A 16161-nucleotide genomic window follows, 5' to 3' on the forward strand; every position below is an offset into this window, starting at 1 on the left:
TCCAGATACTTTATGTCCCGAACTCTTTTTACTTTTAATATTATTTAGTTTCACGATGTAGAGTTTGTTTGTTATCACGTGAACAATATTTTTTCATTTCAATACGTTCAGGATTGTTTCTTTTATTTTTAGTAGTAATGTAGTTTCTGTCACCACATTCAGTACAAGCTAATGTTACGTTTACGCGCATGATTATACCTCCTTACCTTTTCTAAATACGACTTTATTATCATACCACTTAGACGATTAATTGAAAAGTATTAATTTTTACTAGTGTTAAATAGAAAAGCATCTTATCAACGGTTATTCAAATTATTTTTCATTTTTAAAGTAGTAATTAATGATATCTCTTCCTAAATCTCCCCCATTTAACCATGGTGGTGGAACAGGTTGATTAGTATATACGATAGAAAAAGCTAATTTAGGATCTTTAACAGGCGCATAACCTATATATGTTGAGTTAACTCTAGGTTGTCCATTTTGATAAACTTCAGCAGTACCAGTTTTACCAGCTGATGGAACAACAGTTTTATGGAAGCTTGCATAGCCTGTACCATCTTTTTCATTGAAAGCCATCTTGAATCCTTGTTTTACTTCATCTATCTCATCTTGAGAATTATTGACTTTATTTAGTATATTACCTTTAATTTTATCTTTTACAGGTCCTACCTGATCACTATTTGTTGCGTCATGTATAGCTAAACCAATGTGTGGTTGTACTCTGTAACCATTATTTGCAATTGTAGATATATATTGTGAAAGTTGAATAGGTGTATAAGTATCATATTGACCTATTGATAAATCTAAATAATTGCCTGGATTATTAGTTAATGGTTCAATTTGACCAATTGTTTCATTTGGTAAATCGATACCTGTTTTAACACCTAATCCTACTTGATTTAGACCTTTTCTCAGTTTTTGACCAGCTTCTTCAATATTATTAGGTAAATTCATACCACTTGAGTAAGGATCACCAGCTAGTCTTAAAGCAGTTTTAAACATATATACGTTTGAAGAATGCATTAATGCTTCTTTGTCGTTAATTAGGACTTTGCCATTTTGGTTAAAGTAAGAACGTTTAGTTAGTCCGCCACTAAAGTGTAAAGGTTCATCAATCATTTCTTCACCGACTTTGATAGTATGATTTTGATAACCAGTTAATAAGGTTGCTCCTTTAACAGAAGAACCGACTGCAAATTGACCAGTAAAATTACCTAAATCATAATCTAGCAGTTCACCTTTTTTATCAGTTTGTCTTCCAGCCATTGCAAGAATATCACCATTTTTAGGATTTTGAACAACTACAAGAGCATTGTCCATATTTGTTGCTCCTTGACTACGCAGTGTTTTTATTTCATTTTCTAATAGAGACTCAACTTTTTTCTGTAAATCAATATCAATGGTTAGTTGTAAATCATTTCCGCGTGACCCAGGGTTAATCACTTTAGAACTAATAACTTTACCAGATTTATCAGTAGTGTATTTCAACTGTTTCTTTTTACCACGTAGAATGTCTTCATATTGATATTCTAGATAAGCTTTCCCAACCCTGTCATTTCTAGAATATCCTTTTGCTAAATACTGTTCAGTTAATTCTTTAGGAATACCCTCAGAAGGTGTAGAGACACTACCAAATATACTTCTTAAAGTTTCACCATATGGATATTTTCGATCCCAATCCATTGAAGTATTGACACCAGGTAAATTATCCAATTGTTGAGAAACAGCAGCATATTCCTTTTCACTAACATCTTCATTTTTTATCATTTGCGGATCAAGTGTAGATCCAGCTGACATTTCTCTGTATATAGCTAATACTTGTAAATCATGCTTAGATAAACTATTTAATTGAGTTTCTGTAATTTTACTATGTAATTGTTTATCGTACTGTTCTTGACTTATGCTACCATTGTTAAGCATAGTTGTTTCTTTTTTCATTAATTTATTAACTTCTTTTGGATGATTTTGTATCCAAAAGTCTTGTTTATCTCGCTTTGTAATCTTATCAGTATTCATTGTAATGAGTTTAGCTAATTTTTTAGCGGTGTTTAACATATCTTGTTGACTGGTTTTTCTAGAACGAGTGTAGGTAATTGCTAATTTCGAAGCATTATCAACTAAAATTTTGCCATTTCTATCTAGTATTCTTCCTCGTGGTACGGATTCATTGACAGTAATATTCTCATCATTTTTCACTAATTGACTATAATATGCACCTTGTGCAATTTGTAAATATCCTAGTCTTAGGACAATTAATACGAAAATCAAAACAATTGCACCAAATATAAAACTAATTCGTTTATTCATCGTATGTTTTATTTTTTCATCATTTGATTTTTCTTTTAATCTTTTAAGCAAGACAACCGACCTCAATTATTAATCATGTATACGTATAAATGATATATGAAATTGTATAATTTTTCTATATTTTTCATAAAAAAAAGTGATCTCCCAAAAAGAGACCACTAATAAATACTTTTTTTATTTATTATTTTGTAGCAGCATTGTATAACTCGTCTACTTTTTCCCAATTTACAACATTCCAGAAAGCACTGATATAATCAGGACGTTTATTTTGATATTTAAGGTAATAAGCATGTTCCCAAACATCTAAGCCTAAAATTGGAGTTTTTCCTTCAGTAATAGGGTTATCTTGATTTGGAGTAGTAACAATTTCTAATTTTCCATTATTTACTACTAACCAAGCCCAACCTGAACCAAAACGTGCTGCAGCTTTATCAGCGAATTCTTTTTTAAACTCATCTAAAGAACCCCATTGTTCTTTAATTTTATCAATTACAGTACCTTTTTCTTCAGAATTAGGAGTTAATAATTCCCAGAATAATGAGTGATTTAAATGACCTCCACCATTATTACGTACTGCTGTTTGAATATTTTCAGGTACACTATCTAAATTTGCAACAATTTCTTCAATTGATTTAGATTCTAAATCAGTACCTTCAACTGCAGAATTTAATTTTGTAACATAAGTGTTATGATGTTTGTCATGATGAATTTCCATTGTTTCTTTGTCGATATGTGGTTCTAATGCATCTGCTGCATATGGTAAATTTGGTAATTCAAAAGCCATAAATAATCATCCTCCTAAATTATCTTTACATAAATAATAACAAGCTATGTGATGTGCAACAAATCATTTGCTTTAAATATTATTCACATAGTTGTCATATTTCTTATTATACTCTTCTTATATCTCATTTTAGTAGTTTTTAAACATATATTTCAATATTAGTAGAAATTCAGACTTTTGACCTATAAAAAACTGAGACGCTTACTTACGTCTCAGAACATTTCTCATTTTAATTTATACCTTTATTATGGCAAGTTTCACATATACCATATACCTCTAATTTATGAGTATGAATATCTACATTAGGTAGGAATTGCTTAACTTGCTCAATTGGACAAAAATCTATTACTTTTGTATCCCCACAATTTTCACATATAAAATGATGATGATGATGATTAGTACAAGCGATTCTAAATTTCATTTCTCCATCTAATTCTGTACTTTCAACAATATTTAAATCTTTAAAAAGATGAAGATTACGATAAATAGTATCAAAAGATATACCTGGATAATCATTGTCTAATTGTTGTTGTATATATTTAGCATTAATATATTTATCTTCATTAACAAAGATATTAATCATATCTTCTCTTTTCTTAGTATATTTTAACCCATTGTCTTTTAAAATTTTAATAGCGTCATTTGTATTCATAATTTAATGCTCCTTTTTGGCAGTTCGTTTAGTTTTCTGTAGTAACATCGTTATTCCTAAAATTAGAACTAATAATACCACGATGACACCACCAGGAGATATATTAATATAAAATGCTAAGGTAAGCCCTAGAATAACAGAACATTCACCTATAACAATACTTAAGATAATCAACTGTTTAAATCCTTTAGTTAATCGCATTGCTATAGCCACAGGTAATGTAATTAATGCACTCACGAGTAAAATTCCTACTACTCTCATTGATGCAGAAATGACCATAGCAACAATCGTTATAAATAAAAACTGAATCCATTTTGGAATATTAATAACCTTACTATATTCCTCATCAAAAGATAAAATAAATAATTCTTTGTATAATAAAAGAATGAATAATAATACGACGATTGAAATAATCGTAATTGTGATTAAGTCACTTAAATTTACAGCACTAATTGAACCGAATAATAACCCAACAATTTCTTGATTGAACCCATCAGCTAGAGAAATAAAAATTGCACTTAATGCAATTCCTGCACTCATTATAATTGGAATTGCAATTTCTTGATAGTTTGAATATGAAGTTCTTAATTTTTCTATAAGTAAAGCTCCAACTATTGCAAAGATTATACCAAACCACATAGGGTTTATAAATGCTAATGCTGGTGATAAGGTAATAATAAACATTCCAAACGAAATACCGCCTAGTGTGACGTGACTTAAAGCATCAGCAATTAATGATAATCGCCTTACTACTATAAATGCACCAATTAAAGGTGCAATAAAACCAATCAATATCCCACTTAAAAGTGAATATCTCATAAAATCAAAATTTAACAATGCTTCAATCATGATATTCACCTCTTAATTCAATCCATATACTTATCATAATTAACTCCTATTTAAAATTATGCTTCACAGCATGAACGATTATGTTGATGATCAACAAATTTAATTGGATGACCATATATTTTTGAAATTTCAACTTCATCAAGAGACTTAAATTCTTCAGTAGAACCATGAAAATGAAGATGTTTATTTAAGCAAGCGACTTTTGTAGCTGTGTCTACCACAACGCCTATATCATGAGTAACTAAAATAATCGTTATACCTTCTTCTTTTAAATGTTGCAAGGTGGCATAAAATTCATTCACATGTTTTGCATCAATCCCATTTGTCGGTTCGTCTAATACTAAGACGGATGGATTTGAAATTAAAGCGCGTGCAATTAGTACACGTTGTTGTTGTCCACCGGATAATTCTGCAATATTTTTATTCTTTAGATGATGAATATTTAAACGATGTAAAACATTATCTACTTGTTGTTCATCACTTTTATTAAACCACTGAAAAATTCTTTTCGTTTTAGTTAAACCACTTAAAACGACTTCTTTCACACTAGCAGGAAATCCTGCAGTAAAAGCATTGGCTTTTTGAGACACATAACTAATTTTTAATGCAGATTGAGTATTTTTTTTATAAGATTTCCCGTCAATGTATATTTCACCGTGTTGTAATGGTAACAAGCCAAGAATAACCTTTAAAAGAGTAGATTTCCCGGCTCCATTAGGGCCAACAATTGCAAGAAAGTCACCTTTATTAATTCGGATATTAATGTTTTCTAATACTTGTTTATTATCAAAATAATAATCAATATTTTTTAATTCAAAAACAGGTTGATTCATCTTTTCACCTCGCTAAATACTATACAATTATATATGTTTTTTGTAAATAGTAATGTTTACGAATTAAAATAAGAGTAAGATAGGCTCTTTGTAGATTATGCTATCTTACTCTTATTTTAATTATTGATTCAATATTTTTCCTTTTAATTTAGGATCAAAAATTTGAGATTTTAACATTTCAATTTCAAAGCGATAAGGCGGCTTTTTATTTTTCTTATCTTCTCCTACATAAGGAGTTTCAAGGATTTTAGGAATGTCTTTAAAAGCTTCATGATGTACCACATTATTCAAAGCATCAAAACCAATATATCCAAATCCAATATTTTCATGTCGGTCTTTATGTGCACCTTGTTCATTTTTACTATCATTTACATGAACAACTTTAATACGGTCTATTCCAATGATTTTATCAAACTCATTCAAAACGCCATCAAAATCATTTTTGATATTATAACCAGCATCATGTGTATGACAGGTATCAAAGCAAATAGATAACCGATCGTTATGTGTCACACCATCAATAATGCGAGCAAGTTCTTCAAAACTACGTCCAATTTCTGTTCCTTTTCCAGCCATTGTTTCAAGTGCAATTCGTACATCATGATCATGTGTTAACACTTCATTTAATCCTTTAATAATCTGATTAATTCCTTTATCTGCACCGGCACCTACATGCGCACCTGGATGTAAGACAATATCTTTCGCTCCTATAGCTTGAGTGCGTTCAATCTCATTTTGAAGGAAATTCACACCTAGTTCGTAAACTTCAGGCTTCGTTGTATTTCCTATATTTATTATATAAGGAGCGTGTACAACAATATTGGATAAACCATATTGTTCCATAACTTTATGACCTTTTTCAATATTTAAATCGTTTATATTTTTTCTTCTTGTATTTTGAGGTGCACCTGTATAAATCATAAATGTTGATTCACCAAATTGATGTGCTTCTTCGGCCGATCCTTCTAACATTTTTTTACCACTCATTGATACATGTGAGCCAATTAACATTTGTTTCACCTAACCTTTTTTATTGTTTTTTCGTTGTTGTCTACTACGTTGTTTACTGTATTGCTTTCTCTCTTGTCGTTTCATTCTTTCTACTTCTTGTTTAAATTTCTTTTTATAGCCTGGTTTAACTTTATTTTTAGATTTACTTCTTACTTTATGTTTTACTTGATTTGTTAAATGATCATCTTTACGTTCACGTTTATGACGTGTATTGTGCGCTTTGATTGGCTTAAGTTCTCCATTTTTAATATCAACATTATCAAAGTGATAGCCTTTATCTTCAATAAGAGAAATATTATGTTCTTCATCTGGGCTATATAACGTTATAGCCACGCCTTTATAATTTCCACGTCCTGTTCTACCCACTCTATGAGTAAAAAAATCAATATCATTAGGAACATCAAAATTTACTACATGACTAACGCCTTCAATATCAATTCCTCTTGAAGCTAAATCACTTGCAATAACATATTGGAAATCTAAATTCCGAATACGTTTCATTTGTTGTTTACGTTCTCTAGGTGTTAAACCGCCATGAATCATACCTACTTTAATGCCAGACTCATTAAGAGATTGAGCAAGTTCATTTGCATTTTCTCTACTGTTACAAAAAATAATACATAGATATGGATTTAGTATATCAATTAATTGTAAAGTTTTATCAACTTTTTCAGTTCCTTTAGTAGGAATCAAATAAAATTCAATATTTTTTTTATTTTGGGATTTGTTATCAACTACAACATATTCAGGGTGACTAAGATACTTATTTAAAAACGGTTCTAATGATTTTGGAATTGTTGCACTAAAGACTGCAATATTAGCATTTTCATCTAAACGAGCAGCAATATAATCCACATCTTCTATTAACCCTAAATCAATGAGAAAATCTGCTTCATCGATAATTAAATATGATGCCTTATGAATATGCAAATGTCCACTCTGAGCTAAATCATTGATTCGTGTTGGTGTACCAATCACTAATTGAGGTTGTTGATTTGTTCGTTGTTTATCTTTCTCTATGTCAGTACCACCAATAAATAAACTTACTTTAATATCTGATTGAAAACTAGCTAGATGACTAGCCACTTTATACAATTGTTGTGCTAATTCACGAGTTGGTGCAACAACAATACTTTGAGGTTCTTTAATGTCAGTATTAATTAAATCTATTAAAGGTAATAAAAAGGCATGTGATTTGCCAGTACCGGTTTGTGATTGACCAATTAAATTAGTCCCTTTTTTTATACGTGGAATAATTCTATTTTGAATTTCAGTAGGTTTATTAAAATTTAAATCTTTAACTGCATCAATAAGATTTGGATTTAAATTAAATATTTCAAATGGATGATTAGCCATTCATCTGGCCTCCTTTGTATTGTTTTAAATATAATTAAATGGATCTGTATTTATTTCTGAAGCTTCTATATTAAACTGCTTACTATCATTACTAAATAACCATCGTCCTAGTAAGTCTTTAAGTCCTTCTTTCATAACGTACTCACTATAATGATTGATATCTAATAAATGAATGCCATTAGTTTTAGCATCAAGTGCATCATGATGTTTTATGTCTCCAGTAACGAAAACATCTGCTCCCTTTTTAAAAGCACTAGTTTCAAAACCGATACCAGCACCTCCGATAATAGCAACTGTTTTAATTAACGCTTCTGAAGGACCTGTATAACGAACGCTAGGAATATTTAAATGTGCTTTAGCATATTTAGCAAAATCTTCTAAATTTAATGGTTCATTTAGTTCACCTATTTTTCCAAGACCATAATTAGCAGATGTCGTCATCTTAATAAAATCGTATACAGGTGTTTCATAAGGATGGTAATTAATAATTGCATTTTTAGCAATACTTAATTGATCTTTACGAATCATAAATTCTACCTTCACTTCATTTACATGTTCAATTCGATTTAGTTCTCCAATATGAGGGCGAGCGTCTCCAACTGGTTTGAATTGACCTTTACCTTTGGACTCAAAGAAACAATATTCATAATTCCCTTCTTTTGCTAGACCAATATTATTTATATGATATTTAAATGATTCTAGATTTTCTTCCGGAATGTAAGTTTGTACTTTATAATAAAAAGATTCTTCTTCATTTAAAAATCTAATATTAGTTAAATTTAATTTTTTTGCTAGCATCTCATTGACACCATCAATGTGATTATCTAAATTGGTGTGTAAAGCAATAAGTTGAATATCATTTTGAATAAGCATGTGTATCAATTTACCGTATCCATCATTAACTAATGATTTAACACCTTTAAAAATTAAAGGGTGATGCGCAATAATTGTATTGTATCCTTTGCTAATTGCCTCTTCTATTACTTCCATTGTGCAATCTAATGCTGTCAAAATACCTGTTATTTCTTTAGTGTCATCTCCAATTAATAAACCCACATTATCCCAGCTTTCAGCAGTTTTAAGGGGAACATGTTGGTCAATAATTGACATTAGTTCTTTAATTTTCATTATAGAGCACCTCTCTTATCATTGATATCTCTTCTTCAATCTCTTCTAGTCTCTCATGATGTTGTATTGGATTCAATTGATTACGAATATACTCTAAAGCTGCTAACTCTCTTTCCCATTTTTTTATAAAAATATCGTTTTTATGATTTAAAAGAATAGGACCAAATTTAAGTGATTTCTTATTAAGAAGATTAAGATTTTCTTTCCATTCACTAACTACAATTTCATAGATATGCCCTTTTTCTTCTAAAATTTCTTCAGCAATAATATCATAATTAAGATGTTGAAGTGTCTTGCGTAAGGTTTCAGTTTGAATATTACTTTGCAAAATTAGACGTGGATGATGTGCAAGTTTATTTTTACCCTCATCTAATATTTTCGCTATCAAAGGTCCACCCATTCCACAAATTGTGACATTATCTACTTTATCTTTCTCAGTTAGAATACTAAGACCATCACCTAATCGAACATCGATATGTTGAGTAAGTTGATGCTGTGCTACATTCGTTTTAGCAGCTGTATAAGGTCCTTTTATTACTTCACCAGCAATAGCATCATCGCATAGATGATGTTGTAATGCATAAATAGGTAAATAAGCGTGATCAGAACCGATATCAGCTAATGAATTAGGTAATAAGTATTGGCTTACAACTTTTAATCTATGATTTAATGATATCATTGTTATCTCCTTTATTATAAAAAGAGGCTAGGACATAGTATTGTCTTAGCCTCAAATTTCTTTATACATAACATCTATCGTTAACTCAGATTTAGCATTAATCTTAGTCCATAAAATCTTTAAGACGCTTGCTACGACTTGGATGTCTTAATTTTCTAAGCGCTTTAGCTTCGATTTGACGAATACGTTCTCTTGTAACACCGAACACTTTACCTACTTCTTCTAATGTTCTAGTTCGTCCGTCATCAAGGCCAAATCTTAAACGTAAAACATTTTCTTCTCTATCAGTAAGTGTATCTAAAACGTCTTCTAATTGTTCTTTCAATAACTCATAAGCAGCATGGTCAGAAGGACTTTGTGCTTCTTGATCTTCAATAAAGTCTCCTAAGTGACTGTCATCTTCTTCACCTATTGGCGTTTCTAGGGATACTGGCTCTTGAGCTATTTTAAGTATTTCGCGAACTTTTTCAGGTGGTAAATCCATTTCTTCACCAATTTCTTCAGGAGCAGGATCACGACCTAAATCTTGTAATAATTGTCTTTGTACGCGAATAAGCTTATTAATTGTTTCAACCATATGCACAGGAATACGGATGGTGCGAGCTTGGTCAGCAATAGCACGTGTAATGGCTTGTCTAATCCACCATGTAGCATAAGTAGAAAATTTAAATCCTTTACTAAAATCGAACTTTTCTACTGCTTTGATAAGCCCCATATTTCCCTCTTGGATTAAGTCTAAGAAAAGCATACCACGACCAACATATCGTTTCGCAATACTTACAACTAATCGCAAGTTGGCTTCTGCAAGGCGAGATTTTGCTACTTCATCACCTTGTTCAATACGTTTAGCTAATTCAATTTCTTCTTGTGCGCTAAGAAGATTTACACGTCCAATTTCTTTTAAGTACATTCTTACAGGATCATTAATTTTAACACCTGGAGGCGCACTTAAGTCATTTGGATTTAATTTTTCATCTGTATCTGAACTATCTTTTTCATTTACTAAACTAATATCGTTATCATTTAGTTGGTCAAAGAAATCATCCATTTGGTCGGAATCCATGTCAAAATTTTGCAGCTTTTCAGCAATTTCTTCATGACTTAGATGACCTTCCTTTTTACCTTTTTCAATTAATTGTTTTTTAACATCTTCTAATGTTAAAGTCGGATCAATTGTTTGTTTTTTGATTTTAACTTGGTTATCAGACATGAAAAGGCCTCCCAATCGTATTTTCAACTTTCAATTAAGATATTTAATTATATAATAAATTATTATAATAAGAAAAGTATATTTTATAATAAACATGAAATATTATCATTCTATAGGTAATAAAATGATATCCTTATTTCATAAATATTTAACTTATTATTTCTCTACCCTTTAAAAAAGCATAATAACCATTATACAGTAATGGTTATTAAATATAAATACTATATTAAAAGTTTAATATTTGTTTATATTCCTTTAATTTAAATGTTCATCTACATGCGTTGCTTGTTTTTATTAACTATCATTTGTAAATAATACTTTTGAGATTCTACGTCACCAATTCTAAGTGCTTCTTTTAATTTATGATTAAGTTCTTCAATAGAATCTTCATATTTGTTTTCATTTAAAGTTGAGATATATTCTTCAATTTCTAAATCATAAGGTTCTCGATTTAATTCATAATCATCAAGCTGTATGATTGCTTCTCTAATATCTTTATCTTCAATGTATAATATTAAATCACTAATCGAATAGTAATCATTTTCAGAATAATAATCGGTTAGCACTTTAAAAATACTTTGGAAATATTTATTCGTAAAATCATTTGCTTCAAGTTGTCGATTATAATTTAGAAATACATCTTTATCCATCATAAAGTGTTTTAATAAAGCTCTTTGTGCTTTTTCACTTTTGTTTAAATGTGTAAAAACAATATTTAAATTTTGAGAATTTAAATTCGAGTTATCATTGGTATTTCCAATATAGTCTTCTTCATATGAGATAAATTCAGGTTGTTGATGTACATTGGACATAATAGTATTGGCATCAATATTGAAAATGTCAGCTACGTCATTCACAATTTTATTTTTTAATATTGAAGATCTGACAAATGAAAGATCTTCAGTAATCTCTTTAAAGTGACGCTCATAAGCTAGATCATTATTTTCAATTTCATCTCGATAGAATTGAACTTTGTAAATAATAAACGATTTCTTCTCATTATTTATAAATTCTATAAATTTTTCTTTACCGAATTTAACTATATATTCATCGGGATCCATGTTTTTTGGTAATTGTACTACAAATACATTCAATCCATGTTTAAGTAAATGTTCTCCAGTTTTTAAAATGGCCTCTTGACCAGCAAAGTCTCCATCAAACATTAAAGTTATATTAGAGGTTAATTTTTTTAACACTGTAATGTGATCTTCTGATAATGCTGTACCCATACTTGCTACTACTGTTTTTAATCCAGCGTAATCAGCTTTAATTACATCCATGAATCCTTCTAACAACATTACTTCATCATTTTTTCTAATTGACTTTCTTGCGCTATCAAGATTATAAAGTAATCGTCTCTTTTGAAAAATCGGTGTCTCAGGACTATTTAAATACTTAGGCTTTTGATTGTTATAAGTTCTACCAGAAAAACCGACAATTCTTCCTTGAGCGTTTTTTAAAGGAAACATAATGCGATCTCTAAAACGATCATAGTAACTAAAATTTTCTTCGTTACGTGATAACAAACCAGCTTCATAAGCTAGTTCTATGTCATATCCTTTTTGTTGTAAAAAGTCATGACAAAAGTGAGCGTTATTAGGGGCATACCCAATTCCACGAGATTTTATTAATTCTTCAGTGAAACCACGATTTACAAGATAATTTAAAGCTTCTTCACCTTCTACGGATTTCATTAATGCATACATATAATATTCATTAATTAATTCATGCATTTCAATCATTTTTAAGTCTTCAGATGCTATCTGCGTTGTAGATGGATTAGAATGACCAATATCTACTTTTATATTAACGCGTTCTCCAAGTTCTTGTACTGCTTCTACGAATGAAATGTCCTTAATGTCTTGAATAAATTGAAAAACATTTCCACCTTTTTTACAACCAAAGCAATGGCATATTTGTTTATCTTCAGAAACTGTAAACGAAGGTGTTTTTTCATCATGAAAAGGACACAAACCAATGTAATTGCGTCCTCTTTTTTCTAATTTCACATATTCACTTACTAAATCTAAAATATCTGTTTTTTCCTTTATTTCGTTGATTACAGACTGTTCTATACGCAATATATATCACCTATTAAATAGTAGTCATAGTATTATACACTTTTATAGAAGGTTTTTAAATATTTATGCTTTACTTTCAATGATTTGTATAACATCATTTGCTGTTTCTTCAATAGCCTTATCAGATACATCAATAACAGGACATCCTATTTTTTCGACAATTTTTTCAAAATATTGAATTTCTTCTTTAATTCTATCTTCAGTCGCATATCTAGCATGCTCACCTAATCCTAATTGTTTAAGTCGTTGTTTTCTTATTAAATTAAGTTTATCTTCACTAATCTTTAATGCTATACATTTATTTGGATTAATTTTAAACAATTCGTCTGGTGGCGTTACCTCTGGAACTAGAGGAATGTTCATTACTTTATAGCTTTTATGCGCTAAATACTGAGATAGAGGTGTCTTAGAAGTTCTTGAAATGCCAATTAAAACAATATCTGCCTTAGGTAATCCTTTCGCATCTTTGCCATCATCATATTTTACCGCAAATTCAATTGCATCTATTTTTTTGAAATAGGCATCGTCTAATTTATGAACTCTGCCTGGCTGATTATACGGCTCCTCATCGTGCGTTTGATTAAGTAGTGTCATTAGAGGACCCATTATATCAACAGCTTTTAAGGAGAAAGCGTCTACTTTTTTCTTCATATATGCTTTGATTTTTGGTTCTACTAACGTATATACAATAATTGCATTTTTATCTATAGCGACCTGTATAACTTCATCTATATCCTTAAAGGTTTCTATATAAGGATATCTCAAAAAACCATGTTTACAAGCTTTAGGATTAAATTGAGCGACGCAAGCACTAGCAACCAACTCAGCTGTATCTCCTATTGAATCAGATGCAATGATTATCTTTATATTTTCCATTGTTTATCACCTATTCTTTAAATAATGAAACAAATAATTTTGTTATTGTTGTTTTAGATATTCTACCTACAACTTTATATTTACTATTTTCTTTTTTTCTAACAACGGGAATTGAATCAATTTCCTTATCTATCATTTGACTTGCTGCATAGATGACGAGGTCTTCTTCTTCTAAATAAACAATATTAGGCATACGTGACATAATGACACTTATAGGCATAGTATGAATATCTTGCCCAATCATAGAGGCACGTAACAAATCTTTTCGCGAGCTCACACCAATCAATTCATCTTTTTGATTAGTAATAAATAATGTTCCTGTATCTTCTAAAAATATAGTACATATAGCATCATAAATTGTCATATCTTCTTTAACGATAACAGGTAGAGACATATGATCTTTTATTATATATTGACGTAAATGATCACTGACTAATTTATTCTTAGATTTACCTGAATAATAATAACCCACACGTGGTCTAGCTTCAATAAAACCAGACATAGTTAAAATAGCTAAATCAGGACGTAAAGTAGCACGAGTTAAATTAAGTTTATCTGCTATATGTTCACCTGTTATTGGGCCACCATCTTTAACTATTTCAATTATTTGTTCTTGTCTTTTACTTAATTCTATAGGTCTTCACCCCTTTTAATTTCATTTTTATTATACCTATTTATATATATACCTACAAATACATATAAATCCTTGCTATTAAATTTTTTATGAATTAAAATATGATTAAGCGAGTTAAGGTCGGTGGAAGCTTAACATTTCAAAAATTGGCTTATCAATATCATTACATAAAAGCGAGTGTCTACACTAATTTGGGTGGAACCGCGGGTTATTTTGTTAACACTATATATTTATATAGATGAATTATTAACTCGTCCCAAGATAATAATAAGTATTATTTTATATTTATTTATTGTCTTGGGACGTTTTTATTTTAAAAGGAGAGATATTATGGTTAAAGATATGGATACTATTGTATCACTAGCTAAGCATAGAGGATTTGTATTCCCAGGCAGTGATATTTACGGTGGTTTATCTAATACATGGGATTATGGTCCATTAGGTGTTGAATTAAAAAATAATATTAAAAAAGCATGGTGGCAAAAATTCATTACTCAATCACCATACAATGTTGGGATTGATGCTGCCATTTTAATGAATCCAAAAACTTGGGAAGCATCTGGTCATTTAGGTAATTTTAACGACCCAATGATTGATAATAAAGATAGTAAAATTCGCTATCGTGCAGATAAATTAATCGAAGACTATATGCAAAATGAAAAAGGTGACGAAAATTTCATTGCTGATGGCTTAAGTTTTGAGGAAATGAAACGTATTATCGATGATGAAGGCATTGTATGTCCTGTAAGTGGGACTGCTAATTGGACAGATATTCGTCAATTTAACTTAATGTTTAAAACATTCCAAGGTGTTACTGAGGACTCTACTAATGAACTATTTTTACGTCCAGAAACTGCTCAAGGTATTTTCGTAAATTATAAAAATGTTCAACGTTCAATGCGTAAAAAATTACCATTTGGTATTGGTCAAATCGGTAAATCATTCCGTAATGAAATCACGCCTGGTAATTTTATTTTTAGAACAAGAGAATTTGAACAAATGGAATTAGAATTCTTCTGTAAACCTGGTGAAGAAATTGAATGGCAAAATTACTGGAAAACATTTGCAAGTCAATGGTTAAAAGATTTAAACATCAATGAAGAAAATATGAGATTACGCGATCATGATGAAGAAGAATTATCTCACTATTCTAATGCGACTACAGATATTGAATATAAATTCCCATTTGGTTGGGGCGAATTATGGGGTATTGCAAGCCGTACTGATTTTGACTTGAAAAAGCACAGTGAACATTCTGGTGAAGATTTCAGATATCATGATCCAGAAACAAATGAGAAATATATTCCATATTGTATTGAACCTTCTTTAGGGGCAGATCGTGTTACATTAGCTTTCTTATGTGATGCTTATGATGAAGAAGGCGTTGAAGGTAGTAAAGATGCTCGTACAGTAATGCATTTCCACCCTGCTTTAGCGCCATATAAAGCTGCTGTTTTACCATTAAGTAAAAAATTATCTGAAGAAGCAATTAAAATCTTTGAACAATTAAGTTCTAAGTTTTCTGTTGATTTTGATGAATCACAATCAATTGGTAAGCGTTATCGTCGTCAAGATGAGATCGGTACTCCTTACTGTATTACATTTGATTTTGATTCATTAGAAGATAATCAAGTTACAGTACGTGATAGAGATTCTATGGAACAAGTTCGTATGCCAATCTCAGAATTAGAAACATTCTTAGCTGAAAAAGTTAAGTTTTAATATAACAAGAAGAGTCCGGGACATAAAGTATCTAGATAA

The 16161-nt window shown here is 30.2% G+C and carries 15 protein-coding genes; 1 reads left to right on the forward strand and 14 read right to left on the reverse strand.

What is annotated here, in order from left to right; all coding sequences use genetic code 11:
• Positions 1 to 40: 40 nt before the first annotated feature.
• The 14 genes from rpmG to HMPREF3131_RS02030 form a co-directional block, all read right to left on the reverse strand.
• The gene (gene rpmG / locus HMPREF3131_RS01965) at positions 41 to 190 is read right to left on the reverse strand and encodes a 50S ribosomal protein L33 (RefSeq protein WP_002449881.1); all 150 of its coding nucleotides are present in this window, start codon (positions 188 to 190) and stop codon (positions 41 to 43) included.
• A 122-nt stretch (positions 191 to 312) separates the two neighbouring features.
• Positions 313 to 2358, reverse strand: a complete 2046-nt coding sequence (locus HMPREF3131_RS01970; RefSeq protein WP_070436409.1) for a peptidoglycan D,D-transpeptidase FtsI family protein — start codon at positions 2356 to 2358, stop codon at positions 313 to 315.
• 130 nt (positions 2359 to 2488) lie between these two features.
• Positions 2489 to 3091 (reverse strand): superoxide dismutase, encoded by a 603-nt coding sequence (locus HMPREF3131_RS01975; RefSeq protein WP_017176229.1) that lies wholly within the window; start codon positions 3089 to 3091, stop codon positions 2489 to 2491.
• Positions 3092 to 3320: 229 nt separating this feature from the next.
• Positions 3321 to 3743 (reverse strand): Fur family transcriptional regulator, encoded by a 423-nt coding sequence (locus HMPREF3131_RS01980; protein ID WP_002455286.1) that lies wholly within the window; start codon positions 3741 to 3743, stop codon positions 3321 to 3323.
• A 3-nt stretch (positions 3744 to 3746) separates the two neighbouring features.
• Complete coding sequence (locus HMPREF3131_RS01985) at positions 3747 to 4592, reverse strand: metal ABC transporter permease (RefSeq protein ID WP_017176228.1); 846 nt, start codon at positions 4590 to 4592, stop codon at positions 3747 to 3749.
• A 56-nt stretch (positions 4593 to 4648) separates the two neighbouring features.
• Complete coding sequence (locus tag HMPREF3131_RS01990) at positions 4649 to 5425, reverse strand: metal ABC transporter ATP-binding protein (RefSeq protein WP_048761607.1); 777 nt, start codon at positions 5423 to 5425, stop codon at positions 4649 to 4651.
• A 120-nt stretch (positions 5426 to 5545) separates the two neighbouring features.
• Positions 5546 to 6436, reverse strand: coding sequence for a deoxyribonuclease IV (locus HMPREF3131_RS01995; protein WP_061544224.1), 891 nt, complete (start codon positions 6434 to 6436; stop codon positions 5546 to 5548).
• 9 nt (positions 6437 to 6445) lie between these two features.
• Positions 6446 to 7792 (reverse strand): DEAD/DEAH box helicase, encoded by a 1347-nt coding sequence (locus tag HMPREF3131_RS02000; RefSeq protein ID WP_070436410.1) that lies wholly within the window; start codon positions 7790 to 7792, stop codon positions 6446 to 6448.
• 24 nt (positions 7793 to 7816) lie between these two features.
• A complete protein-coding gene (locus tag HMPREF3131_RS02005) occupies positions 7817 to 8920 on the reverse strand; it encodes a Nif3-like dinuclear metal center hexameric protein (RefSeq protein WP_017176224.1) in 1104 nt (367 codons plus the stop codon).
• On the reverse strand, positions 8910 to 9599 hold the full coding sequence (locus tag HMPREF3131_RS02010; protein ID WP_017176223.1) for a tRNA (adenine(22)-N(1))-methyltransferase: 690 nt from the start codon (positions 9597 to 9599) through the stop codon (positions 8910 to 8912). Before HMPREF3131_RS02010 ends, HMPREF3131_RS02005 begins: the two co-directional genes overlap by 11 nt.
• A 103-nt stretch (positions 9600 to 9702) precedes the next feature.
• Positions 9703 to 10809, reverse strand: coding sequence for an RNA polymerase sigma factor RpoD (rpoD, locus tag HMPREF3131_RS02015; RefSeq protein WP_002449793.1), 1107 nt, complete (start codon positions 10807 to 10809; stop codon positions 9703 to 9705).
• Between the two features lie 272 nt (positions 10810 to 11081).
• A complete protein-coding gene (gene dnaG / locus HMPREF3131_RS02020) occupies positions 11082 to 12890 on the reverse strand; it encodes a DNA primase (protein ID WP_070436411.1) in 1809 nt (602 codons plus the stop codon).
• A gap of 63 nt (positions 12891 to 12953) precedes the next feature.
• Positions 12954 to 13766, reverse strand: coding sequence for a pyruvate, water dikinase regulatory protein (locus HMPREF3131_RS02025; RefSeq protein ID WP_017176221.1), 813 nt, complete (start codon positions 13764 to 13766; stop codon positions 12954 to 12956).
• Between the two features lie 10 nt (positions 13767 to 13776).
• Positions 13777 to 14400: a transcriptional regulator CcpN gene (locus tag HMPREF3131_RS02030; RefSeq protein ID WP_072291429.1), complete on the reverse strand. Its 624-nt coding sequence runs from the start codon at positions 14398 to 14400 to the stop codon at positions 13777 to 13779.
• Positions 14401 to 14730: 330 nt separating this feature from the next.
• Between HMPREF3131_RS02030 and HMPREF3131_RS02035 the strand changes: the two genes are divergently transcribed.
• Entirely contained in the window at positions 14731 to 16122 is a 1392-nt protein-coding gene (locus HMPREF3131_RS02035) for a glycine--tRNA ligase (RefSeq protein ID WP_017176219.1), read from the forward strand.
• The last annotated feature ends 39 nt before the right edge of the window (positions 16123 to 16161 follow it).

The sequence above is a fragment of the Staphylococcus sp. HMSC14C01 genome, from assembly GCF_001808085.1.
In the GTDB taxonomy this organism is placed as follows: domain Bacteria; phylum Bacillota; class Bacilli; order Staphylococcales; family Staphylococcaceae; genus Staphylococcus; species Staphylococcus hominis.

Coding starts and splice junctions, on each gene's coding strand:
- rpmG (WP_002449881.1), bottom strand. CDS start 190: ATGCGCGTAAACGTAACATTAGCTTGTACTGAATGTGGTGACAGAAAC.
- HMPREF3131_RS01975 (WP_017176229.1), bottom strand. CDS start 3,091: ATGGCTTTTGAATTACCAAATTTACCATATGCAGCAGATGCATTAGAA.
- HMPREF3131_RS01980 (WP_002455286.1), bottom strand. CDS start 3,743: ATGAATACAAATGACGCTATTAAAATTTTAAAAGACAATGGGTTAAAA.
- HMPREF3131_RS01985 (WP_017176228.1), bottom strand. CDS start 4,592: ATGATTGAAGCATTGTTAAATTTTGATTTTATGAGATATTCACTTTTA.
- HMPREF3131_RS01990 (WP_048761607.1), bottom strand. CDS start 5,425: ATGAATCAACCTGTTTTTGAATTAAAAAATATTGATTATTATTTTGAT.
- HMPREF3131_RS01995 (WP_061544224.1), bottom strand. CDS start 6,436: ATGTTAATTGGCTCACATGTATCAATGAGTGGTAAAAAAATGTTAGAA.
- HMPREF3131_RS02000 (WP_070436410.1), bottom strand. CDS start 7,792: ATGGCTAATCATCCATTTGAAATATTTAATTTAAATCCAAATCTTATT.
- HMPREF3131_RS02005 (WP_017176224.1), bottom strand. CDS start 8,920: ATGAAAATTAAAGAACTAATGTCAATTATTGACCAACATGTTCCCCTT.
- HMPREF3131_RS02010 (WP_017176223.1), bottom strand. CDS start 9,599: ATGATATCATTAAATCATAGATTAAAAGTTGTAAGCCAATACTTATTA.
- rpoD (WP_002449793.1), bottom strand. CDS start 10,809: ATGTCTGATAACCAAGTTAAAATCAAAAAACAAACAATTGATCCGACT.
- HMPREF3131_RS02025 (WP_017176221.1), bottom strand. CDS start 13,766: ATGGAAAATATAAAGATAATCATTGCATCTGATTCAATAGGAGATACA.
- HMPREF3131_RS02035 (WP_017176219.1), top strand. CDS start 14,731: ATGGTTAAAGATATGGATACTATTGTATCACTAGCTAAGCATAGAGGA.